Annotated in this window: 22 protein-coding genes; all 22 read left to right on the plus strand. The window is 36.6% G+C overall.

The window, feature by feature from the left end:
• The 22 genes from AB9L17_RS05995 (at position 1) to AB9L17_RS06100 (ending at position 22,927) form a co-directional block, all read left to right on the plus strand.
• A complete protein-coding gene (locus AB9L17_RS05995) occupies positions 1-960 on the plus strand; it encodes an ABC transporter permease (protein ID WP_223552630.1) in 960 nt (319 codons plus the stop codon).
• 229 nt (positions 961-1,189) lie between these two features.
• Positions 1,190-2,461 (plus strand): EF-P 5-aminopentanol modification-associated protein YfmF, encoded by a 1,272-nt coding sequence (yfmF, locus tag AB9L17_RS06000; RefSeq protein WP_068983098.1) that lies wholly within the window; start codon positions 1,190-1,192, stop codon positions 2,459-2,461.
• Positions 2,458-3,759 carry an EF-P 5-aminopentanol modification-associated protein YfmH gene (gene yfmH / locus AB9L17_RS06005; RefSeq protein ID WP_375200201.1) on the plus strand — a complete coding sequence of 434 codons (1,302 nt, stop codon included), beginning with the start codon at positions 2,458-2,460 and terminating at the stop codon, positions 3,757-3,759. The genes yfmF and yfmH overlap by 4 nt, the downstream gene beginning before the upstream one ends.
• On the plus strand, positions 3,756-4,484 hold the full coding sequence (gene ymfI / locus AB9L17_RS06010; RefSeq protein ID WP_375200202.1) for an elongation factor P 5-aminopentanone reductase: 729 nt from the start codon (positions 3,756-3,758) through the stop codon (positions 4,482-4,484). Before yfmH ends, ymfI begins: the two co-directional genes overlap by 4 nt.
• 44 nt (positions 4,485-4,528) lie before the next feature.
• Positions 4,529-4,786, plus strand: coding sequence for a DUF3243 domain-containing protein (locus AB9L17_RS06015; protein WP_068983095.1), 258 nt, complete (start codon positions 4,529-4,531; stop codon positions 4,784-4,786).
• A gap of 228 nt (positions 4,787-5,014) precedes the next feature.
• Positions 5,015-5,797, plus strand: a complete 783-nt coding sequence (locus tag AB9L17_RS06020) for a DUF3388 domain-containing protein (protein WP_068983492.1) — start codon at positions 5,015-5,017, stop codon at positions 5,795-5,797.
• Between the two features lie 32 nt (positions 5,798-5,829).
• Entirely contained in the window at positions 5,830-6,735 is a 906-nt protein-coding gene (locus AB9L17_RS06025; RefSeq protein WP_068983094.1) for a helix-turn-helix domain-containing protein, read from the plus strand.
• Between the two features lie 50 nt (positions 6,736-6,785).
• Positions 6,786-7,364, plus strand: coding sequence for a CDP-diacylglycerol--glycerol-3-phosphate 3-phosphatidyltransferase (pgsA, locus tag AB9L17_RS06030; protein WP_375200203.1), 579 nt, complete (start codon positions 6,786-6,788; stop codon positions 7,362-7,364).
• A 17-nt stretch (positions 7,365-7,381) separates the two neighbouring features.
• The gene (locus AB9L17_RS06035) at positions 7,382-8,641 is read left to right on the plus strand and encodes a competence/damage-inducible protein A (protein ID WP_223552633.1); all 1,260 of its coding nucleotides are present in this window, start codon (positions 7,382-7,384) and stop codon (positions 8,639-8,641) included.
• Positions 8,642-8,800: 159 nt separating this feature from the next.
• Positions 8,801-9,868 carry a recombinase RecA gene (gene recA / locus AB9L17_RS06040; RefSeq protein WP_068983091.1) on the plus strand — a complete coding sequence of 356 codons (1,068 nt, stop codon included), beginning with the start codon at positions 8,801-8,803 and terminating at the stop codon, positions 9,866-9,868.
• A 410-nt stretch (positions 9,869-10,278) separates the two neighbouring features.
• Complete coding sequence (rny, locus tag AB9L17_RS06045; protein WP_068983090.1) at positions 10,279-11,838, plus strand: ribonuclease Y; 1,560 nt, start codon at positions 10,279-10,281, stop codon at positions 11,836-11,838.
• 240 nt (positions 11,839-12,078) lie between these two features.
• Positions 12,079-12,201, plus strand: a complete 123-nt coding sequence (locus AB9L17_RS06050) for a hypothetical protein (protein WP_375200204.1) — start codon at positions 12,079-12,081, stop codon at positions 12,199-12,201.
• Between the two features lie 157 nt (positions 12,202-12,358).
• Positions 12,359-13,129 (plus strand): tyrosine-protein phosphatase, encoded by a 771-nt coding sequence (locus AB9L17_RS06055; protein ID WP_068983089.1) that lies wholly within the window; start codon positions 12,359-12,361, stop codon positions 13,127-13,129.
• 329 nt (positions 13,130-13,458) lie between these two features.
• Entirely contained in the window at positions 13,459-14,295 is an 837-nt protein-coding gene (locus tag AB9L17_RS06060) for an O-antigen ligase family protein (RefSeq protein WP_375200205.1), read from the plus strand.
• 96 nt (positions 14,296-14,391) lie between these two features.
• Positions 14,392-15,108 (plus strand): YveK family protein, encoded by a 717-nt coding sequence (locus AB9L17_RS06065; protein WP_375200206.1) that lies wholly within the window; start codon positions 14,392-14,394, stop codon positions 15,106-15,108.
• The gene (locus tag AB9L17_RS06070) at positions 15,108-15,812 is read left to right on the plus strand and encodes a CpsD/CapB family tyrosine-protein kinase (RefSeq protein ID WP_223552638.1); all 705 of its coding nucleotides are present in this window, start codon (positions 15,108-15,110) and stop codon (positions 15,810-15,812) included. The genes AB9L17_RS06065 and AB9L17_RS06070 overlap by 1 nt, the downstream gene beginning before the upstream one ends.
• Before the next feature lie 2 nt (positions 15,813-15,814).
• Positions 15,815-16,909, plus strand: a complete 1,095-nt coding sequence (locus AB9L17_RS06075; protein WP_375200207.1) for a glycosyltransferase — start codon at positions 15,815-15,817, stop codon at positions 16,907-16,909.
• 241 nt (positions 16,910-17,150) lie between these two features.
• Positions 17,151-18,245, plus strand: coding sequence for a glycosyltransferase (locus tag AB9L17_RS06080; protein WP_375200763.1), 1,095 nt, complete (start codon positions 17,151-17,153; stop codon positions 18,243-18,245).
• Between the two features lie 15 nt (positions 18,246-18,260).
• Positions 18,261-19,805, plus strand: coding sequence for an oligosaccharide flippase family protein (locus tag AB9L17_RS06085; protein WP_375200208.1), 1,545 nt, complete (start codon positions 18,261-18,263; stop codon positions 19,803-19,805).
• Entirely contained in the window at positions 19,787-20,797 is a 1,011-nt protein-coding gene (locus AB9L17_RS06090; RefSeq protein WP_375200209.1) for a glycosyltransferase family 2 protein, read from the plus strand. Before AB9L17_RS06085 ends, AB9L17_RS06090 begins: the two co-directional genes overlap by 19 nt.
• A gap of 204 nt (positions 20,798-21,001) precedes the next feature.
• Complete coding sequence (locus tag AB9L17_RS06095; RefSeq protein WP_068983083.1) at positions 21,002-21,799, plus strand: TIGR00282 family metallophosphoesterase; 798 nt, start codon at positions 21,002-21,004, stop codon at positions 21,797-21,799.
• A gap of 861 nt (positions 21,800-22,660) precedes the next feature.
• Positions 22,661-22,927 carry a stage V sporulation protein S gene (locus AB9L17_RS06100; RefSeq protein WP_010858535.1) on the plus strand — a complete coding sequence of 89 codons (267 nt, stop codon included), beginning with the start codon at positions 22,661-22,663 and terminating at the stop codon, positions 22,925-22,927.
• Positions 22,928-23,338 lie beyond the last annotated feature (411 nt).

Raw genomic sequence — 23,338 nt, forward strand, 5'->3', positions numbered from 1 at the left:
ATGAGCTTTTTAGAAATGTTATATTTCATCATCCCTTCTGCAATTCTTTATGCAACACCTTTAATTTTTACGGCAATCGGTGGCGTATTCTCTGAACGTTCTGGTGTAGTAAACATCGGACTAGAAGGTTTAATGATTGTCGGTGCATTTGTTGGTATTTATGTCAATTTAGAATATGCTTCAACATTCGGTGAAGCAACCATTTGGGTGGCGATGCTGGCAGCTGTCATTGTTGGAGGAATCTTCTCGCTTCTCCATGCAGTTGCGTCTATTTCCTTCCGTGCCGATCAAACGGTATCGGGGGTTGCTATCAACTTATTAGGTTTAGCGGTATCCGTATTCTTAGTAAAAATGATTTATGATAAAGGTCAAACGGATATGATTATCCAATCAATAGACCGTTTTGGTATCCCTTATTTAGAGGATATCCCGTTCCTTGGTCCATTATTATTCCGTGATGTCTATAGTACGTCAATTTTAGCTTTTGCAGTAGCTATTGGGGCATGGTTTATCATTTATAAAACACCATTTGGTTTACGTTTACGTGCGGTTGGTGAACATCCAATGGCTGCAGATACGATGGGCGTAAATGTTAATAGAATGCGTTATATTGCTGTTGTCATCTCTGGGGCATTAGGTGGTCTTGGTGGTGCAGTTTATGCACAATCGATTACACTTAATTTCTCACATGCAACAATTGCTGGTCAAGGCTTTATGGCCATTGCAGCAATGATTTTCGGGAAATGGCATCCGATTGGTGCATTAGGTGCAGCTTTATTCTTTGGAGTAGCACAAACGTTAAGTATTGCAGGAAGCGGTATTCCTTACATTCAAGACATTCCTGCTGTCTACCTACAAATTTTACCGTATGTATTAACAATCTTTGCATTAGCAGGGTTTATCGGTAAAGCAAATGCACCAAAGGCTAGTGGGCAACCTTATATTAAAGGTAAACGTTAATAAAAACAGATCTATCGAGGAAGACTGGGCGAAAATGCTCAGTCTTTTTTCTTGTACATAGCATTAATGTTTGGGAAAATAAAGGTTGGAAATTAATCTTTTTCAACAAACCTAATGTAATTTTACATATATATATACATACTTTGGATTCTTTTTGCAATTATAGACAATAGACATGTATAGTATGTGTAGTACATTGTTATATTAAGAAAGATAGGAGGGTTCCCATATGTTTAAAACAATACCTTTTGCAAAAGGTGTCAATTTGCATATCCGACAAACAACCCAATTTAAAACCGTAAACTTCTCAATTAAATGGAGAAGAGCATTAACTGCCAAAAGTGCCTCTGAACGCACGGTGTTAACAAATGTATTGCAACACAGCAATGCCAAATATACAACAACAGCCGCATTCCGTAGTTTTTTAGATGACTTGTATGGCACTGTGTTGTATTTTGACACATCTAAGCGTGGCAATGAACATACAGTACTGATGAATGTAGAAGCCGTTAATGATCATTACTTGGCAAATACAAGTGTTTTAAATGAAGTGCTTGGTTTATTGCACACAGCAATATTTGAACCGAATTTAGAAAACGGTGTATTTAAGGAATCTATTGTAGAACGTGAAAAGAAAACGGTTATTCAGCGTATTGAATCCATTTTTGACGATAAATCTCGTTTTGCACAGCAACGCCTTCAGCAAATTTTACGACCGAATGAACCGGCGTCTATTTCTGCTAATGGAACTGTCGAGGACATTCAAAATATTACCTCAGCATCATTGTTTGAAGCATACCAATCCATGCTTGCTAACGATAAAATAGACATTTATGTCGCAGGTGATATTAATGAAGACGAAATCGTGGCGAAGTTGAAAAAAGCGCTACCATTTAATGATCGTACACCTGAAGAAATTCCTGCTGTACTTCCACAACAGCATCCACAAAATGATTATGTACGTGAACAACAAGACATGAAGCAAGGAAAGATGCATATTGGCTTTAGTACACCAGTACGATTTGGTGATCCAGATTTCGCAAAAATGCAAATCTTTAACGGCGTTTTCGGTGGTTATCCTCATGCCAAATTATTTATGAATGTTCGCGAAAAGGAAAGTTTAGCCTACTATGCGTCTAGCTCATATGCATCACATTATGGCTTAGTCTTTGTTGTGTCTGGCATCGAACCAAAGAATGAAGAAAAGGCACTATCACTTATTAAGGAACAACTTGCTGTTATGCAAGCAGGCGATATTACGAATTTAGAATTAGAGCAAACAAAGGCAATGCTGACGAATCAGCTAAAAGAATCATTGGATTCAGCCCGAGGACAAATAGAAATTTTTGACCAATATAAAGATTTACCTGAGGAATTCGCTGTTGAAACCTGGGCAAATAAATGGAAAGCTGTTACGAAGGAAGATGTTGTTGAAATGGCGAAGCAAGTACAGCTAGAAGCGGTCTATTTCTTATGTGGAAAGGAGCAAGCCGCACAATGAAAACAATTGAATTCAAACAATTAGATGAAACTTTGTATTATGAAAAACTAGAGAATGGCTTAGATGTCTATATTTTACCGAAAAAGGGCTTTTCAAAAACATTTGTGACGTTCACAACAAAGTACGGCTCTGTTGACCGTACATTTATGCCAATGGGTGAAACAGAAAGTATTACTGTGCCAGATGGTATTGCCCACTTTTTAGAGCATAAAATGTTTGAAAAAGAAGATGGAGACGTCTTCCAAAAGTTTAGTGAATATGGTGCTTCGGCCAATGCCTTTACGTCATTTACACGTACGGCGTATTTATTTTCATCGACAGACAATATTTACAAAAGTACTGAAACATTATTAAATTTTGTTCAAGAGCCTTACTTTACAGAGGCCACGGTCAATAAGGAGAAGGGCATTATTGGTCAGGAAATTACGATGTACGATGATCAGCCAGATTGGCGCCTGTATTTTGGTACAATCGAAAATATGTATCATAATCACCCAGTGAAAATCGATATCGCTGGTACAATAGAGTCGATTGACGGCATTACGGCGGAGCATTTATATACGTGCTACAATACATTTTATCATCCGTCCAATATGTTATTATTTGTCATAGGTAACGTAGATCCTAATGAAATGATGACGTTTATTCGTGACGATCAAAACAAAAAAGAATTCCCTGAACCAACTCCAATTCAACGCTTCTTTGATCAGGAGCCAACAGAGGTTGCTGTCAAAGAGCGTGAATTGCATATGGATGTCCAAAAGCCTAAGGTCTATGTAGGTTTAAAAGCAAAAGAAACAAATCTTTCTGGTCGTGATATGTTAAAGCATGAGCTGTCTGTTCAAATTGCACTTGAACTTATTTTTGGACGTACATCTAATTTTTATGAGCGTGTCTATGAAGATGGTTTAATTGATGAAACGTATGCCTTTGATTTTACGTTAGAAAATGGTTTTGGTTTTGCTATGATTGGTTCAGATTCAACAGAACCTGCTGCATTGGAAAAGGCAATTAAAGAAGAATTGGCAAAGCATGAAGGAAATGCACAATTTGAAAGCGCCGATTTGGAACGAGTGAAACGTAAAAAAATCGGTTTCTTCTTACGTGCACTGAACTCTATTGAATTTATCGCAAACCAATTTACACGTTATTCGTTTAATGAAATGAATTTGTTCGATGTCGTGCCGGTACTTGAAGAACTAACGATTGATGATTTGAAAAAAGCATTTTCTTCGATTCAAGGTGAAGCTCAACAAACTGTCTTTAAAATTTTACCTACAGAGAAGGGCGAACAGTGAAAAAGTTTGCCCTTGTGTTAGGTGCATCGGGTGAGATTGGCCGTGCTATTTGTCGGAGTCTGGCAGATGATGGTTGGTCCATCTACATACACTTTTCAAACAATGAGAAAGCAGCTCAGGCTTTATACTGCTCTCTTTCAGAAAATTTCCCTACACAGGAGTTTATGCTTGTACAGGGGGATTTTTCGAAAATTTCTGGGGCTCAATCGCTAGCATCTCAAATTTTTAATGTGCAAGCGATTGTCTTTGCAAATGGTCAGGCGCATTATTCTCTACTTGAAGATACTACAGTGGAGGATATGGAAGCATTATGGCGTGTGCATGTACAAAATCCTATGCGTCTAACGGCATTGCTTTCATCAAAGCTTCGCGCTCATGATGTCAGCTACGTACTTTTTATCGGTTCCATTTGGGGGGAAGCTGGGTCTGCTGGTGAAGCACTTTACGCCACTGTAAAGGGAGCACAGCATGCTTTTGTAAAGTCCTATGCGAAAGAAGCGGCATTGTCACGAATTCGTGTTAATGCTATTGCACCGGGCTTTATTAATACATCGATGAATAGTCATTTAAGTGAAGAGGAGCTTGTATATATTTTAGAGGACATTCCGTTAGGTAAAATTGGGCAAACTAAGGATGTTGCTGAAATGGTGCGCTTCTATCTTTCTGGAAAAGCAGATTATGTTACAGGACAAATAATTCGATTAAATGGTGGTTGGTACATATAATTTTCTTTTTTGCACATACTACATGTGTAAAGGAGGAGGAACATATGACCATTTTAGAAAACTGGCAAAAATGGACATCGTTTTTAGGACAAAATGTTATGCAGGCTGAATCAAGCGGTATGCCAAAGAAATTGATTCAACAGGCTGCGGTACAAATTGGCGAATATTTGGCGACAAATGTCGATCCTAAAAATGAACAAGAGCGAGTGCTGTCGGATTTATGGGGCGTTGCCTCTGAAGATGAAAAAGAAGCATTGGCGAATTGTGTCGTTAAACTTGTACAAAATAAGCATGTGCAGTAAAAAAAAGAGGAGAGTTTATCTCCTCTTTTTTCTATATAAAAAAGCAATTTTTGCATAGAAAAGGGAACGTATGTAAGCCTATTTTGAATGCTTTAAAAAAAAATAGTAAGTTTTTAAAAATAACGCCGTAATTCCATATATTCGAACTTTTAATTACATAAAAAATCAGCTATGATGGAACTTATAAAGGATTTTTTACGTTAACTAATAGGAAGGGAACGAGTGTGTTTGAGCGATTGGTACTTTGAATATGAAATTCAGGTGAATCGCCCTGGATTATTAGGAGATATTGCTTCACTTTTAGGGATGCTTCGGGTCAATATTATTTCAATAAATGGTGTCGATGAGGATCGACGTGGTATGTTAGTGCATACAGACAACGATGAGGCAATTGAACGTTTTCGTACAATTGTTTCGACAATGGAACATATCAACGTTACCAAATTTCGACAACCTAAACTCCGTGATCGTTTAGCTCTGAGGCACGGTCATTATATTCCTCGAGATGCAGATGAAAAAAATACTTTCCGCTTTGTACGAGATGAACTTGGTATTTTAGTTGACTTTATGGCCGAGCTTTTTAAAAAAGAAGGGCATAAGCTCATTGGAATACGAGGAATGCCTCGTGTTGGGAAAACAGAGTCGATTGTAGCGGCTAGTGTATGTGCCAATAAAAAATGGATTTTTTTATCATCTACAATGATTAAGCAGACTGTCCGTAATAAACTCGCTGGTGATGAATTCAGTGACAATAATATTTTTATATTAGATGGCATTGTGACGCGTCGTTCGTCTGATGAACGGCATTTGCAACTAGTACGTGAAATGATGAGTATGCCTTCTATTAAGGTCGTCGAGCATCCAGATATGTTTGTTCAGCATTCAGAATATAAGATTGAGGATTTTGATTATATCATTGAATTACGTCATCACCCAGATGAAGAAATTACGTATGAAATAATGGAAAAAAACCATATGATGTCCGAATCCGATTCATTTGGAGGATTTTAATTTTTAATTTAATATTAAAGTAGGTGTTATGAGTGGCAGAATTGGGGACTCGACTGAAAGAGGCGAGACTGTCTAAAGGCTACAGCTTAGACGATTTACAAGAAATAACGAAAATTCAAAAGCGTTATTTAGTAGGAATTGAAGAGGGCAATTATTCGATTATGCCTGGTTCGTTTTATGTACGAGCTTTTATTAAACAATATGCAGACGCTGTAGGTTTGAACGCAGAGGAAATTTTAGAAACCTATAAGAGCGAACTGCCAGGTACAAAAAATGATCAAGTAAGTCAATCGATGACGAATAGCCCAAGTAGAAGAAAAGTTTCAAAGGGACCTTCCAATAAAATGATGGAGTCAATGCCAAAAATAATCGTTGGTTTATTTATCATTGTCATTATTGTGGTGATTTGGGTGCTAATGCAGTCTAAAAATAATGCAATGCCAGATGTTAAAGACGATATTCCATCAGAAATAGAATATGATACAAAAGTAAAACCAATAGATACAGAAAAAGAAAAAGAAAAAGAAGATAAAAAAGCTCAAGCGAATGCTAAACAAGATTCAAAAGATTCAGCAAAGGAAACACCTGATGAAAAACAAGCTGAAGAGGTTAAGCAATCGATTTCAGCTGGAGCTATTGAAGCGGATGGAGCTACGACTTCTTATACGTTAGCAGGCACGGATACATTTAAAATACGTATTGAGGTATCAGGCCCTACATTTATTGGTATTCGAAATCAACAGCAACAGGAATTACTGAAAGATACACGTGTATATAATGCAGGAGAAGTAGTGGAATTCGACGCAACATCTCAAAATTACGCTCGTATCCGTTTAGGTAATTCAGCACAAGCTAAGATATATATTAATGACGAGCTTTTAACGTATGCACAGCAAATTGTAACGCAAAACATCGTCATCAATTTCAATAAAGAATAGTAGTCATCTAGTGATGACTACTTTCTTTCATCATGAAAGGTGTTAGAAAAATGAACATTCCAAATAAAATTACCATCTCTCGAATATTACTTATTCCGTTCTTTGTCATTGTTATGATGTTTGATTTCAACTGGGGAACAATGTCACTATTCGGTGCGAAGATGCCTGTTCATCATTTTATAGGTGCACTTATTTTTATTTTTGCTTCAACAACTGATTGGGTGGATGGTTATTATGCACGTAAGTATAATCTTGTGACAATATTTGGGAAATTTTTAGATCCACTAGCGGACAAGTTGCTAGTTTCAGCAGCTTTTATTTTAATGGTAGAGCTTGATATGGCGCCTGCCTGGATCATAATAATTATTATTAGCCGTGAGTTTGCGGTAACAGGTCTTCGTTTAATATTGGCAGGCGAAGGAGAAGTTGTAGCGGCAAATCAGCTTGGTAAAATTAAAACATGGACTCAAATTATGGCTATTGCAGCAGCGCTTTTACACAATACAATCTTTACACTTATTGGTATTCCATTTGATGAAATTATGCTATATATTGCATTGTTCTTTACAGTATGGTCTGGATGGGATTATTTCTATCTAAATCGACGTGTCTTACTTGAGTCTAAATAAGAAAGGTCTTGGGGATCATGAATGCTGAAATTCTTGCAGTTGGCTCAGAGTTATTGCTTGGTCAAATTACGAATACAAATGCGAGGTTTATTTCTAACCAGTTGTCTGAGTTAGGGATAAATGTGTATTATCACACTGTTGTAGGGGATAATGCGCAACGTTTAGAAAAGGCTATTGCTGTTGCAGAGACTCGTGCTGATTTAATCATTGTTTCTGGTGGGCTTGGTCCTACAAAGGATGATTTAACAAAGGAAACGATTGCTCGTCATCTTGGCGTTTCACTCGAATTTGATGAGATCGCACTGACGTATATTGAGCAATTTTTTGCAAAACGAGGACGTCCAATGACGGAAAATAATCGTAAGCAGGCTTTAATACTAGCAGGTAGTGAGGTCCTTGCCAACCATCACGGTATGGCACCTGGCATGATACTAACAAAAGATGAGCATACGTATATTTTGCTTCCAGGACCACCCAAAGAACTTGAGCCGATGTTCCAGTTTGAGGCAAAGCCGAAGCTTAGTGTGATGTTAAATACTGGAGGGGTTATTGCATCTCACGTTATGCGCTTTTATGGAATCGGTGAAGCAGAACTCGAAGTACGTGTCCAAGATATTTTAGATTCACAAACAAACCCAACTGTTGCTCCACTTGCTTCTGACGGCGAGGTTACATTACGTGTAACTGCCAAGACAGAAACGGAACAAGAAGCGCAGCAGCTTATTGCCGCAAAGGTGGCAGAGATTCAAGCGCTTGTTGGTGACTATCAATACGGCAGCGATGATGATTCTCTTGCCTCTAAAACAGTAGAAATGTTACTAGATAATAAGTTAACAATTGCTGCGGCAGAAAGTTTAACAGCAGGGTTATTTCAGTCAGAGCTTGCTGAGATACCAGGTGTAGGGGATGCCCTTGTCGGTGGCGTTGTTACGTATACAGAAGGGGCTAAAATTAAGCAGCTCGGTATTTCTAAAGAATTATTAGATTCACATGGGATTGTAAGCAGTGAATGTGCAGCGGCCATGGCTAGTACAGTACGTAAAAAATTTGGTACGGATATAGGTATTGGATTAACAGGTGCGGCAGGTCCTACGGCGCATGATCATCAACCAGTAGGGACGGTTTGGATTGGTATTGCAATTGGTGATGAAGAGCCAATTACGTATTTACTTCATTTATCGGGCATGCGTAATACAAATCGACTGCGTACGGTGAAGTTTACATGTCATTATTTAATGCAACTTTTGGAAGAAAGAGGCTTTACAAAACGCTACTAATAGAAGTGAAAATAGAAATTTGGGTAGAGAAAAGTTACCCAAATTTTTATTTTGAACAAAAAACGAATAAATGTTCGCTTTTTTCTTGCGTCTTCTCTTAAAAACAAGTATAGTAGAGATAGAGAAAAACAGTGAACAGTTTTTGAAGGAGGAAAAGGAATGAGTGATCGTAAAGCAGCCTTAGAACAGGCGTTAAAACAAATTGAAAAGAACTTTGGTAAAGGTTCTATCATGAAACTTGGTGAAAAGACAGATTTAGAAATCGCTACATCTTCAAGTGGTTCGTTAGCACTTGATGCTGCATTAGGTGTTGGCGGTTATCCACGTGGACGTATTATTGAAGTATATGGCCCTGAATCATCAGGTAAAACAACGGTTGCTCTTCATGCCATTGCAGAGGTACAAGCAAAGGGCGGACAAGCAGCATTTATCGATGCCGAGCATGCACTAGATCCAATTTACGCACAAAAATTAGGTGTCAATATTGATGAATTATTATTATCACAACCAGATACAGGAGAACAAGCACTTGAAATTGCAGAAGCTTTAGTACGTAGTGGTGCTATTGATATCATCGTCATTGACTCCGTGGCAGCTTTAGTTCCAAAAGCTGAAATTGAAGGAGATATGGGTGACTCTCATGTCGGACTACAAGCTCGTTTAATGTCTCAAGCATTACGTAAGCTTTCAGGTTCTATTAATAAATCAAAAACAATTGCCATTTTCATCAACCAAATACGTGAAAAAATTGGTGTTATGTTTGGTAATCCAGAAACAACACCTGGTGGTCGCGCGCTTAAATTCTACAGCTCTGTTCGATTAGAAGTGCGTCGTGCGGAAGCTATTAAACAAGGCAATGACATAATGGGTAACCGTACAAAAATTAAAATTGTGAAAAACAAAGTAGCACCACCGTTCCGTACAGCTGAAGTTGATATTATGTACGGTGAAGGCATTTCAAAAGAGGGCGAAACTGTCGATTTAGGTGTTGAATTAGACATCGTTCAAAAAAGTGGGTCTTGGTATGCTTACGGTGATGAGCGCCTTGGTCAAGGTCGTGAAAATGCCAAGCAGTATTTAAAAGAAAATACAGCAGTCCTTGAAGATATCGCGAATAAAATCCGTGCTTCTTATGGCATGGCATCTGCTTCTTACACAATTGCTGCGCATGATGAAGAGGAAGAAATGGACGAAGAGTTACAACTTCTACTTGAAGACGAAAAATAATTTTTAACTTATTTGAAATAAGTTAAGATGCATTGTTCCCACTCTTAAGAGTGAGAGCAATGCATTTTTTTGTATTTATACATACTGGAAAATAAGGATGAATAGAATTATCGAAACGACGGATAGAACGTCATCATAAAAATGTGTTTATCTATGTACTGCTTTTTATATTTTTAACAAAAAATTATAAATATGGGTTAGTGTAAAAGTAGTGGGAATAAATTCTCTTGATGGAGGTGACTTACTTTTTTCTTAAGAAGAGCGAACAGATGCCCGACTATCCTTGACAGAGCTTGAGGCTAGCTATACAATTAAATATGTATAATTTCTGAATTATGACTTTAAATAGGCAATGCAATGTATGCGCCTACTGAAACTGTATTACCCAAATAGCAAGAGGAGGTGTTCATATGGATGGAATTACTATCATCTCCGCTTTGCTTGGACTCATCGTTGGTGCCGCTGTTAGCTATATCTACATGAAAAAAGTGAATGACTCAAAAATCACTGGTGCTAAACATGTTGCTGAAACAATCGTTGAAGAAGGAAAACGAGAAGCGGAGGCATTGAAGAAAGAAGCACTACTTGAAGCCAAAGATGAAACTCACAAATTTCGTACTGAAGCAGAAAATGACATTCGTGAACGTCGTTTAGAACTTCAAAAACAAGAGAACCGTTTATTGCAAAGAGAAGAGAATCTTGATCGCAAAGATGATGCTCTAAATAAGAGAGAAGCAGGCTTAGAGAGAAAAGAACAGGCTCTAGCCGAAAGACAACAGCATATTGAACAGATGGAAAGCAAAGTGGACGAGCTCGTTGCCTCGCAAAAAACAGAGCTAGAACGAATTTCTGCTTTAACTAGAGATGAAGCAAAAGCTATTATCTTAGGAGAAGTAGAAAAAGAGCTAGCAACTGATATTGCTGTGATGACGAAGGAAGCTGAAACACGTGCGAAGGAAGAATCAGATAAAAAAGCACGTGAAATTTTATCACTGGCACTGCAGCGCTTTGCAGCAGACCATGTTGCAGAAACAACAGTATCTGTCGTGAACTTGCCAAATGATGAAATGAAAGGTCGTATTATTGGTCGTGAAGGTCGAAATATCCGTACGCTGGAAACGTTAACAGGTATAGATTTAATTATTGATGATACTCCAGAAGCGGTTATTTTATCAGGCTTTGATCCAATTCGTCGTGAAACTGCTCGACTTGCACTTGAAAAACTTGTACAGGATGGCCGCATTCACCCTGCTCGAATTGAGGAAATGGTGGAAAAAGCTCGTCGTGAAGTGGATGAACAAATCCGCGAAACTGGTGAGCAAACAACATTTGAAATTGGCATTCATAATTTACATCCAGATTTAATGAAGATTTTAGGCCGCATGAAATATCGTACAAGCTATGGACAAAACGTTCTAAAGCATTCAATTGAAGTCGCGTATTTATCAGGCCTACTTGCTGCTGAACTTGGTGAAGACGTAGCATTAGCTCGTCGTGCAGGCTTATTACATGATATTGGTAAGGCAATCGACCATGAAGTTGAAGGTAGTCACGTCGAAATCGGTGTGGAGTTAGCAACAAAATACAAAGAACATCCAGTCGTTATAAACAGTATTGCTTCTCACCATGGTGATACAGAAGCAACATCTGTTATCGCTGTTTTAGTAGCTGCAGCTGATGCATTATCAGCAGCTCGTCCAGGTGCTCGAAGTGAGACACTTGAAAATTATATCCGCAGACTTGAAAAGTTAGAAGAAATTTCTGAAAGCTATGATGGTGTAGAAAAATCATTTGCGATTCAAGCTGGTCGTGAAATCCGTATTATTGTACAACCTGAAAAAATTGATGACTTGGCTTCACATCGCTTAGCGCGAGATATCCGTAAGCGTATCGAAGAAGAACTTGATTACCCAGGTCATATTAAAGTAACAGTCATTCGTGAAACACGTGCAGTGGAGTATGCGAAATAATATTGAAAGTTAGAGGTTTCTCTAGATGAAAATCTAGAGAAGCCTCTTTTTTATTGTTTCTATCATAGGAGAGCTAAAGCGACGGAAAGAAGCCAAAGCAGCAGATAGAAAAGCGGAGCGACGGAAAGAAGCCAAAGCAGCAGATAGAAAAGCGGAGCGACGGAAAGAAGTCAAAGCAGCAGATAGAAAGGTGGAGCGACGGAAAGGAGAGCCAAAGCGACGGATAGAAGAGCGGAAATGATGGATAGAAAGGGCAAAGCGACGGATAGAAGAGCAGAAATGATGGATAGAAAGGGCAAAGCGACGGATAGAAGAGCAGAAATGATGGATAGAAAGGGCAAAGCGGCGGATAGAAAGGCCTAAACGATAGTTAGAATAACCCGAAACACAGATTGAACTTTAACATCTGATACATATCTAGAAAAAAGCACTATGTTAGTCATGTTTAACAAGTATTTTTCATAAAAGAGAAGAAGGCTAATTAGATAATCAGTCATTAAAGAAGAAAGTTGTGATATAGATGATTGATATACATGCACATTTATTATTCGGTGTTGATGATGGGCCAAAAAATAAAGCGGAATCATTAAAGATGTTGCAGCAAGCATCTAGTGAAGGAATAACAGAAATAATTTGTACGTCGCATGTGATGCATCCTCAATATCATGTTAATTATTCACTTGTAGAGGAGCAAACAATATATCTACGACAAGAATTAGAGAAGCATCAGATACCAATCATACTGCATACAGGGCATGAAGTGCGTTTACATGAAGAACTACATACTTTGATAATGCAAAAGCAACTTCATACATTAGCGAGTTCTAACTACATTCTTTTAGAATTACCCTCTAGCACAATCCCTGCGTATACGAAAAGAATGATTATTCTGTTGAAGGCAGCGGGTTATACACCAATCCTTGCGCATCCTGAACGAAACTACGCCATTAGAGAAAAACCGACGCGACTTGAAATATTGATTCGAGAAGGTGCATTAACGCAAATAACGGCTGGAAGTTTAACAGGTCTTTATGGTAAAGAGGTACAGCGTTTATCGTTAGCGTTAGTGAGAGCGAATTATATTCATACATTTGGATCCGACGCGCATAATGTAACATCGAGGCCATTTCTTTATAACAGAGCTCTCAATTACCTTGAAAAGCAGAAGGAGCTAGATGCTGTCGATCAACTCTTAAAGAATAATGCACTTGTCATTGCAAACAAGCCGATACTTCCGCTTGAATTGGACAAAATCTACACGAAGAAATGGTGGGCTTTTTTTTCAATCTAACTAGAATTGAGCGTGATTTTTAGATGAAATTGTGTTCCACGCTACTGTTTAGCGCCCTTATATTTATGAGCTTAATGCAACCCGTTGAAGGGATTTATCATAAATTAACATTGTTGATTAGCCTAATAATAATCCTTCTATCCTTTCTAATGCATAAAAAAATAATCATCCAAAATGTACAGGCCAGCCTGTTTTTTAGTTTATATACTTTTTTTTGTGTTATTTCCGCAGGGGTCAATCAGGACATAGGGCTATTAAAAAATAGTCTTCAGCTATTTTGCATTTTTTTAGCAGTAGCGATTTTCTTTAATGATATCGTGAGAAAGCATGTGAAAGAAGTTGTCCTTAATGGTGTTTTATTAGCATATATACCATTTCTTATTTTGTGTTTTCAAGAAAATCATTTTATGTTTGGTGCTTTTTCAGGGATATTTGAAAATCCAAATACATTAGGATTTTCTATGATTGGTTTGATGGTTGTGGTTCTAATGAAGCTATATGAAATAATAGTGGCCATGCTGGAGGGGCACCGGCAGCTGAAATTAACTATTCTTTTAGGGGTTTATACAATTATTTATTTATTTGCTTTGTATGTCATTATGCTGTCAAACGCACGTACATCATTATTAACAATTGCCATTGTGACAATAGTAATGATTGTCTTAGTAGTAAAAAGGATGAAAAAAAGATTTTTACCATTATTAAAATTTATTTTTTTATTGATAGCAGCTTGTTTAATACTAGAAATAGCTATTAATGAAGTTGAAATGATGAAGAAGGCGTTTCAAAGTATTCTTTTGAAAATGGAGAAAAAATCTACAAATATTACAGATGGTCGTCTTGAAATATGGAAATATGTATTTGGGCATTTTAATTTTTGGGGACATGGTGCTGAATCACTATGGGCAATTGGAGTTTCCCATGCCCACAATACATTTGTCAATATATTGCAGGAGGCGGGCTTACTGTCGCTAGTATGCTATGCTGTCTTTCTTATTTCGATTGCGAAAGGCCATAATCAAATGGACAAACAGCTAGTGGTGTTTACGGTCTTCGTCGTTGTTGCTGCACTTGGTGTATCTACATTTGAAATTCTCTATTTTAATGTGCTTCATATACTTGTCTTCGTAGTAAGCGGATTTGACAGAAATAAAAATTCGACTTAGTTATTGTAAAAATATTTTACCGAATAACTGTAAGACTTACTTAATATACTTAATTAATATTACAATAATCCGCATTTGTAGGAGGGAATCTATTTTGTGAATGAAGAAATTACAGTGCAAAGTATAGTAAAAACATTGCAAAAACGCTGGTTCTTTATCCTAGTGCTTACAATGTTGTCGATAGGTATAGCTGCTATGTTAAGTTTTTTTATTTTAACACCCATATATGAAGCGGAAACACAAATAATCGTGAATCAAAAAAGCTATGATAATCAGCAACTAGTAGGGGCACAAAATGTTGATACGGATCTTCGGTTAATCAATACGTACAACGTCATTATTAAAAGCCCCGCTATTTTAACGAAGGTGATTGATAAGCTGTCGTTAACGACCACACCTGAACGATTAATGAATCAAATAGACGTCTCTAGTGCGAGTAATTCTCAAGTAGTGAATATTCGTGTACGAGATGAGAAAGAGTCTAGGGCTGTAGAAATTGCCAATACCGTCGCCGGAGTTTTTAAAGAAGAAATTCCTGTGCTCATGCATGTGGACAATATCAATATTTTGTCAGTAGCGAAATCAAGTGAAAATGCAGCAGCTGTTAAACCAAACAAAATATTAAATATACTCATAGCAACTATCGTTGGTTTTTCTCTGGCCCTCGTGCTTGCTTATATTATGGAAACATTTGACAAAACAATCAAAACTGAACGTGATATCGAAGAAATTTTATCATTACCGGTTATCGGGGTGGTCAGTAATATTGAGTCGCAAGTAGGGAAAAAGTCTAAGCCTAGGGGGAACCCATAATGTTTTCGATGCGAAGGAAAAAGAGGAATAAATCACTGATGGCTCGCAAGCTAGTTACTGTTTCTGATGCTAAATCCATTCCATCTGAGCAGTTTCGGACGATTCGTACAAATATTAAATTTGCACAGCCAAATCAAGATGTGAAAACTATTTTAGTAACTTCCTCTATTCCGGGGGAAGGAAAGTCTACAAATGCAGCGAATATCGGTGTTGTTTTTTCACAAGAGGAGAAGAAGGTCTTAATTGTCGATGCGGACATGCGTAAGCCGACTCTCCACCATACATTTCATCTCGCAAATAGTGTGGGCCTCTCCTCTATATTATCTAGGCAGGAAAAGTTTATAGATGTGATCCAAAAAACGTTTGTAGAAGGGATAGACATTGTTGCAAGTGGACCAATTCCACCAAATCCAACAGAGCTACTGGCATCTGAAACAATGATATCTTTTCTGGCGATCGCCAAAGAAAAATACGATATCGTTATTTTCGATGCTCCGCCTTTATTATTTGTATCTGATGCACAAATTTTATCCAATAAGTGCGATGGAACCTTACTGATTGTCAATTCTGGCGCAGTTGGGAAAGCCGCAGTTTTAAAATCAAAGTCCATATTAACAATTTCACAAGCCAATATTTTGGGAATTGTATTAAATAATTTTAAAATGAAGCGCAATATGTATGATCAATATTATGGGGTAGAGTAAGGATGACTAAAAAATGTATGAAGAAGATTTTGCATATTATTCCGACTACAGATTTTGGTGGCATTACAACGATGATTTTAGACATTTTAGCTAATACAAATAAGTCATTGTACCACTTTGACTTTGTCGTGTTTAATAAGGGAAGATCTCATGACTCTTTTATAGAACAAGGTTCCCAATTGTTTTATCAAAAATATATCACAAAGCAAGGTCCTCTTGCCTATATGATGAAAATATACAAAATAATTAAAGACAATGGATATGATGCAGTCCATGATCATACGGGTTATCGAGCTATTTTTACATTGCTAGCGGCACGTTTGGCTGGCGTTAAATGTAGAGTGTTACACAGTCATACAAATGTTGCTGAAGAATGGAGTAATAAATATCTTTTGTCTTTCCTAAAAAAAATAAGTGTCATGAATGCGACGAAGCTAGTTGCATGTAGTGCACATGCAGGGGAATTTTGTTTTGGAGAGAAACCCTTTGACATATTATTTAATCCAATGGATATTAACAAAATAAAATATCTTTCACAGGCAGAAAAGAAATTATTAAAAAAAGAATTAGGAATTCGCGATAATGATTTAGTTTTAGGACATATTGGACGTTTTGTTCCTTTGAAGAATCAGCAGTTTTTATTGAAACTTGCAACGAGATTAAAGCAAAAAGGTATTAATTATAAATTTATATTTATTGGAGAGGGTCCTTTAGAGGAAGAAATCCGTTTGTTGGTCGAACGCAATCAATTACAGGAATCTGTAAAACTGTTAGGGCAACGTGCTGATATTATCAATCTTCTTCAGTTGTTCGATAAATTTATTTTACCATCTAAATATGAGGGATTTGGAATTGTCCTATTAGAAGCACAAGTATGTGGCACGCCATCAATTGTTTCTGCAACTGTACCAAGAGCAGTAGATCTTAATATTGGTTTAATTCAGTATTTAGATATAAATGGAAATATTGAAGATTGGCTACATGAAATCATTAAAGAAAACGAACCGATTGAACTAAGCAATATAATTAATGGAATCGACAATAAAGGATTGAATGCAGAAGATATTGCACAAAAGATGTGTACGTACTACATATAAAATGAAGCCATAAATACTCAAGTAATCTAAGCTTCGCTCGGTAAGGGCTCTTAAATAGTCAGGTAACCGGAGGAACTGCTCGGGTAGACCGCTCATGTACAACATTCAAAACCAAAAATTCGTTCAGGTAAAAGCACTACCCCTTTAGGCCCTAATATAAGCAAATATAATCTAAACTCATAATTAAAAGAAGGATGATTGTATACAAAAAAAGATTAAAGTTACTCACATTATAACCGCGATTGGCTTCGGTGGAGCGGAAACTATGCTTTACCGATTATTGCAATCTGTTGACAGGGATTTGTATGAGGTAGATGTTATTTGTTTGACCGAAATGGGTGTGTATGGTGAGTTAATTCAACAGCAATTAAATATTAATGTTTATATTTGTGATTTGAGAGCTAATTTTCTACGCTCATTCCTAAAGTGTTTTAAAGTATGTAAAAACAGCGACATTATCCAAACATGGATGTACCATTCAAACTTATTGGGTTATCTTATTTCAAAAGTTCGCAAAAAAAAGCTAATTTGGGGGATTCATCATAGCAATTTAGATAAAAAGGAAAACAAATGGACAACTATCTTAATTGCAAAGCTTTGTGCGAGATTATCTAAAAAGGTGGATATTATTATTTCCTGTGGTCCAAAAGTAAAAGAGATTCATGAAGAAATTGGCTATGATAGTCATCAACATAAGGTCATCGTCAATGGCATTAATACGGATTTATTTAAGCCGAGTGTTAAGAGGCAATATTATTTCGAGCATTTTAATGTAGAGAATCGTCATATTTTATTACACGTTGGCAGATGGGATCCTTTAAAGGATTATAAAAATTTAATTGTTAGCTTACAGCTGTTAAGGCTTGAAAGACAGGATTTTTATATGTTTTTAGTAGGGTTTGAAATAGATGCGAACAATAGTGAGTTACTTCAAATGATAAAGGAAGCCCATTTAGAGGATGTCATTTTTTTATTAGGCGGTAGAGATGATATATCTCAGTTAATGTCGGCAGCAGATCTGTTTGTTTTATCCTCCTCAGGTGAGGGATTACCAAATGTATTAGTGGAGGCATTAGCGAGTGGAACATGCTGTATCACGACAGATGTTGGTGATTGCAAATATTTAGTGAGAGAATTTGGTGAGACGGTCACAGCAAAGGATGCTAATGCGTTAGCTCAAGCCATTAATAAAGCATTAAATTATAGTTCAAAGCAATATGCTGAAAAGGCAAAACTTGGTAGAGAACATGTGCTAGCTAATTTTAATATTAAAGAGGTAATAGAGCAATATCAATCATTGTATCCAATGGTGTTACCTAAAAGTTATTCAAAATAAAGAAAAGGTGTGTTGATGAAAGAAATTAAAATTGCAGCAGTTCTTTCATATATAACAATCAGTTGTACGATTATTTCTTCCATAATATTTACGCCAATCATCATCTCGAAACTTGGTCAAGAAGAGTACGGTCTATATTCACTTATGATTGTACTTGTTGGCTACCTTTCCATTTTAGATTTAGGGTTAGGCAACGCCATTGTACGCTATATTTCTAGAAACCGAGCGACGGATGATAAAGCATTAGAAGCGTCGTTAAATGGTTTCTTTCTAAAATTATTTATTGGCATTGGTTTCATTACATTATTAATTGGCTTCCTTTTATTTTCACAAGTGGACGTTATTTTTGGAAAAAGCTTGACTGTTGAGCAGCTAAATAAAGCCAAGATCATGGGCTATATTATGACAATAAGCTTGGCAGCACAATTTCCACTAAGCGTATTTTCCTCTATTTTACAAGCCTATGAAAAATTCATTTTTATTAAATTAACAGCATTACTACAGGTCATTATACAGCCTTTAACAATGTTGTTTTTTCTTTTACAGGGTACGAGTGCTGTTACGTTGATTTATATTGTAGCCATCTACAATGTATTATTTTTACTAATTGATGCCATATTCTGTCTAAAAGTATTGGCTATTAAATTTACGTTTAAATTGAATAATCAAGCATTTATAAAGGAAATCTTCGTCTATGCCATATTTATTTTTATTACGGTTATTGTCGACAAAATTTATTGGCAAACGGATCAAGTTCTTTTAGGAATATTAAAGGGAACTGAGGATGTGGCAATTTATGCAGTTGCTATACAAATTGTCTTAATTTTTATGTCGCTGGCCTTGGCAATCAGCGGTTTATTTTTGCCTCGTATCTCGATGTTAGTGACACAAGAAGACGGGTTAGAGCAAATAAATAAATTATTTATAAAAGTAGGATCCATGCAGTTTTTAGTAGTTGGCTATATTTTGGGAGGCTTTTTTCTTTTTGGAAAAGAATTTTTAACGTTATGGTTAGGAAAAGAATTTATAGCCGTCTATTATATTGTGCTAATCATTATGATGCCTTTTATCATAGACCTCATACAAAACCTGGGATTAAGTGTGTTGAAGGCAAAAAATTTATTTAAATTTAGAACGATTTTATTAATAAGTGTAGCTTTGGGGAATATTTTTATTTCAATTCCTGCTATTTATTATTATGGAAAAATTGGCACAGCAATTGTCACAGCGTGTTCCTTATTTATTGGCAATGTAGTGGTCATGAATATTTATTATTATAAGAAAATAAAATTAGATATTTATGGATTTTGGAAAGCGGTAGGAAGGTTAGCGCTAGCATTTGGACTTGCTATTAGTTTAATAAAGCTTTTATGGCTAGTAGCAAATCCAACAATTACTTGGTTTTCAATCATTCTATATATTTCTTACTATAGTGTAATTGTGTGCGTTAGCCTATTATGTGTAGGCTTAAACAAGGAGAAGAGAAAAAAATGGCTTGAGCAGTTAAAAGTCATTCTTGTTAATAGGGGAGGCGCAAAATTTTGGAACCCAAAATCTTAGTAAGTGTCATCCTTCCTGTCTATAATGCAGAAAAATATTTAGAAAAATGTTTAATTAGCATATGTCGGCAAACGTTAAAAAACATTGAAATTATTGCTATTAATGATGGTAGTAGTGATCAATCATTGATGATCTTACGTAAATTTGCAGAAGAAGATGGACGAATCACTGTTTTTGATATACCCAATGAAGGGGTAAGTAAGGCAAGAAATTTAGGCATTGAGCATGCAAATGGTCAATATGTCACCTTTGTTGATGCAGATGATTGGATTGAGGTAACAATGCTCCAAGAATTGTATCTTGCCTGTCGTTTAACGGGATCGAATATTGCAAAGTGTGATTTATATTGGCAGGAGATGACTGGTAGTAGGAAATTGAATTATTCATCGCATGATTATTGTTCTGTTAGTGCAGTAGATTGCTTAAATCAGTTATTTACTGAAATAGGAGAAAGGCATTTTGGCTTTGCTAGCTGTAAATTATATTTAAAAGCCTTTTTAGATAAACATGCTTTACGATTTGATGAAGATATGAGTTTTGCAGAAGATACAGTTTTTATTACGAGAGCCGTCATAAAAAATCAAGCCATTTGCTATGTTCCGAAGCAGTTATATTACTATAATGTTGGTAATCAAAGCTCATTAACGAGAGGGACGAATATAAATGTACGTCAAAAGTATGATGTATTGTATGAAAAGCTAAAAATAGAGTTGGAAATAAGCGGTGTATATAATGAAGTAAAAAATAGCTTTTTAAATTATCAATTTGAAGGTTTGCTTGTGATTCTGCATCGTATACAGACAAGTAGAGTCAGACAAGATATCAAAATAGAGATACAATCATTTGTAAAAAAGTATCCGGATCTATTAAAGGTCAAACTTATTAATAGGAATGTGAAGCAATTACTCTTTTTTAGGCTAGTAAAGATGAATTGGCTCAATTTATCCTCAACACTTATTTATGTTAATTTGAAAAAGAATAAAATAATTTAGTGAACTGCCGAATAATTAGTGTTTTATATTTTTTTTGCTTAATGTTCTTACTGAGGTTACAATTAATGATGATATTGATCGTCAATGAAAGCAAAGTAGCGGTTATTCTTGGTGTGTGTAATGAAGAGTAGGTCTCACAATATCATTAGCAGGAAACCAAAATGACTGTAAGGCGTAATGGATAGAAAGAGTGGTATTGTAAAAATGAAAGTTTTATTTATAGGTGATATTGTAGGTTCAATAGGGCGAGATGCTGTAGAAAAATATTTACCTCGCTTGAAGAAAAAATACAATCCAAATGTTGTTATTGCAAATGGTGAAAACGCAGCAGCAGGTCGTGGAATTACGCGAAATATTTATAATGATCTATTGCAAATGGGTGTAGATGTTATTACGATGGGCAACCACACTTGGGACAACAAAGATATTTTTGATTTTATAGATGATGCAGATTATTTAATACGCCCGGCAAACTTCTCAAGTGAAGCACCAGGTAAAGGAATGGTGCAAATTTCAAAAAACGGTGTAACATTATCTGTAATTAATCTTCATGGTCGCGTGTTTTTACCTCCTCATGAGGATCCATTTGCGATGGCTGAGAAATTAATCGAAGAAGCGCATAAAACGTCACCGCTTGTATTCGTGGATTTTCATGCCGAAGCGACAAGTGAAAAGATTGCGCTTGGATGGCATCTAGATGGAAAGGCCTCGGCGGTCGTTGGGACACATACCCATGTACAAACAGCCGATGTACGTATTTATCCAAAGGGCACAGCCTATATTACTGACGTTGGTATGACAGGCCCATACGATGAAATATTGGGGATGACGAAGGAAAGTGTTATTTATAAATTCCAAACAAATATGCCATCCCGTTTTGAAGTGCCGAAAAAAGGACGCGATGTGTTAAGTGGGTTCTTTGTAGAGATTGATGATAAAACAGGGAAAGCCAAACATTGTGAGCGAATTTATATTAACGAAGATTATCCGTTTCAAGGATAAGGAGAGAAACTATTGTGTATGAAAAATGCCACAATAGTTTTTTTATGTTGAAAAACTTTTATGTCAATGAAATTAAAGTATGGCTCTTCGGCAAAGCGAGGGGGTGATTTCCGTTCCGACTGGGTGATTTCCCGTCCGATGAGCAGCTTCACTCGCGTTGCTCGTTCTAGGGTCTCATCTGTGACGCTAATCCCCAAGGAGTCGCCCAGCCTCCACTCCAATCAACCTCTTCACTCAGTATGAATTTTTGGCATGTCACTCTAATTTATAGTGATAAAACGAAGCTTCATCAAGATGTGTTTTTGAGCGAAAGAGAAGCTGCCGCAACGACAGATATACAATCGTCTTTACTGTTATAAGTTTCTATTCTGAAGAGTAACCATTTTCGTTCACTTTTGAAATACTTAAATTTTATAAAAGTTCTACACTATTGTTGATTGCAGTGGAAGGCTACTCGACTCCCGTTTTGGATAGCGAGACAGGCGAGACCCTGAGGCCAACACGATGTTGGTCACGAAGGCATTGTCACAGGACGTGACGCACTTAGCCTTCGTTCCTTTAGCGGAGGAAGCGGCTCGACGCTCGCCCACAGGAAAGCGAGTAGCCTGGAACGGAAATCATCCCCTCGTTTTGTCAAGGAGCCCTCAGTGATTTAAAACGGCACCTTTATTTCATTGGCATAGTATTTTCTAACAAGAATTTTCAGTCTTTTTTGATTTATTTAAATATATAAGAAATGAAAATAGTCTATTTCCTTTTTACCGAGCATAAAATGACCTATCGACAATAACTTGAGGTCCAAAAAAGGGGGACATGAGTTGTTGAGCGTAAACACTATTCGCGAAACGGGGAGGAATAATTGTGGATTCATTAAAAGTATCATCACGCTCTAATCCAAATTCAGTTGCAGGTGCATTAGTCGCGGTAATCAGAGAAAAAGGGCAAGCAGAAATGCAAGCAGTTGGGGCAGGTGCACTTAACCAAGCCGTGAAAGCAGTGGCCATTGCACGCGGATTTGTAGCGCCAAGTGGCACAGATTTAATTTGCGCACCGGCGTTTGCCGATATTTTAATTGCTGGTGAGGAACGTACAGCTTTAAAGCTTCTTGTAGAAAAACGTGTTCGATAATAAGTTATGAAGTAAAATGCCTTGCACATAATAAGCTGCAAGGCATTTTTTTCGTTTGAGGAGCTTGATTGTTCAGGATTCATATTTGGATTGATTATGAAGAAATAAAGGAAATGCGAGTAACAACAAACATCTTTTATTTTAGTCTGGGCTTTCAAATGTGAAAAGAGAAAACAAAGTAAAAAATTATCGATGATTCTAAAAGGAATCGAAGAAATAATAGTGACTACATTCAGGCCTGTTAACGAATGAAGGGATTACTTTTAGTCATTTGTATAGACTAATCTATTTTTATGTGACGAACTGGGGATAATATGAAAAAAATAAAGGATGTTTATGACTACTCATTTATCGTTTTTTGAAAATTACAACTTTATGAACAAAGTTTTCAGTCAAAGGTCTGAATTTCAT

It is taken from the genome of Lysinibacillus sp. RS11, from assembly GCF_042019215.1.
GTDB classification, from domain to species: Bacteria; Bacillota; Bacilli; order Bacillales_A; family Planococcaceae; genus Lysinibacillus; species Lysinibacillus xylanilyticus_A.

Coding starts and splice junctions, on each gene's coding strand:
- pgsA (WP_375200203.1), top strand. CDS start 6,786: ATGAACATTCCAAATAAAATTACCATCTCTCGAATATTACTTATTCCG.
- AB9L17_RS06085 (WP_375200208.1), top strand. CDS start 18,261: ATGAAAGAAATTAAAATTGCAGCAGTTCTTTCATATATAACAATCAGT.
- yfmH (WP_375200201.1), top strand. CDS start 2,458: ATGAAAACAATTGAATTCAAACAATTAGATGAAACTTTGTATTATGAA.
- AB9L17_RS06035 (WP_223552633.1), top strand. CDS start 7,382: ATGAATGCTGAAATTCTTGCAGTTGGCTCAGAGTTATTGCTTGGTCAA.
- recA (WP_068983091.1), top strand. CDS start 8,801: ATGAGTGATCGTAAAGCAGCCTTAGAACAGGCGTTAAAACAAATTGAA.
- yfmF (WP_068983098.1), top strand. CDS start 1,190: ATGTTTAAAACAATACCTTTTGCAAAAGGTGTCAATTTGCATATCCGA.
- AB9L17_RS06070 (WP_223552638.1), top strand. CDS start 15,108: ATGTTTTCGATGCGAAGGAAAAAGAGGAATAAATCACTGATGGCTCGC.
- AB9L17_RS06015 (WP_068983095.1), top strand. CDS start 4,529: ATGACCATTTTAGAAAACTGGCAAAAATGGACATCGTTTTTAGGACAA.
- AB9L17_RS06055 (WP_068983089.1), top strand. CDS start 12,359: ATGATTGATATACATGCACATTTATTATTCGGTGTTGATGATGGGCCA.
- AB9L17_RS06095 (WP_068983083.1), top strand. CDS start 21,002: ATGAAAGTTTTATTTATAGGTGATATTGTAGGTTCAATAGGGCGAGAT.
- AB9L17_RS06050 (WP_375200204.1), top strand. CDS start 12,079: ATGGATAGAAAGGGCAAAGCGACGGATAGAAGAGCAGAAATGATGGAT.
- rny (WP_068983090.1), top strand. CDS start 10,279: ATGGATGGAATTACTATCATCTCCGCTTTGCTTGGACTCATCGTTGGT.
- AB9L17_RS06075 (WP_375200207.1), top strand. CDS start 15,815: ATGACTAAAAAATGTATGAAGAAGATTTTGCATATTATTCCGACTACA.
- AB9L17_RS05995 (WP_223552630.1), top strand. CDS start 1: ATGAGCTTTTTAGAAATGTTATATTTCATCATCCCTTCTGCAATTCTT.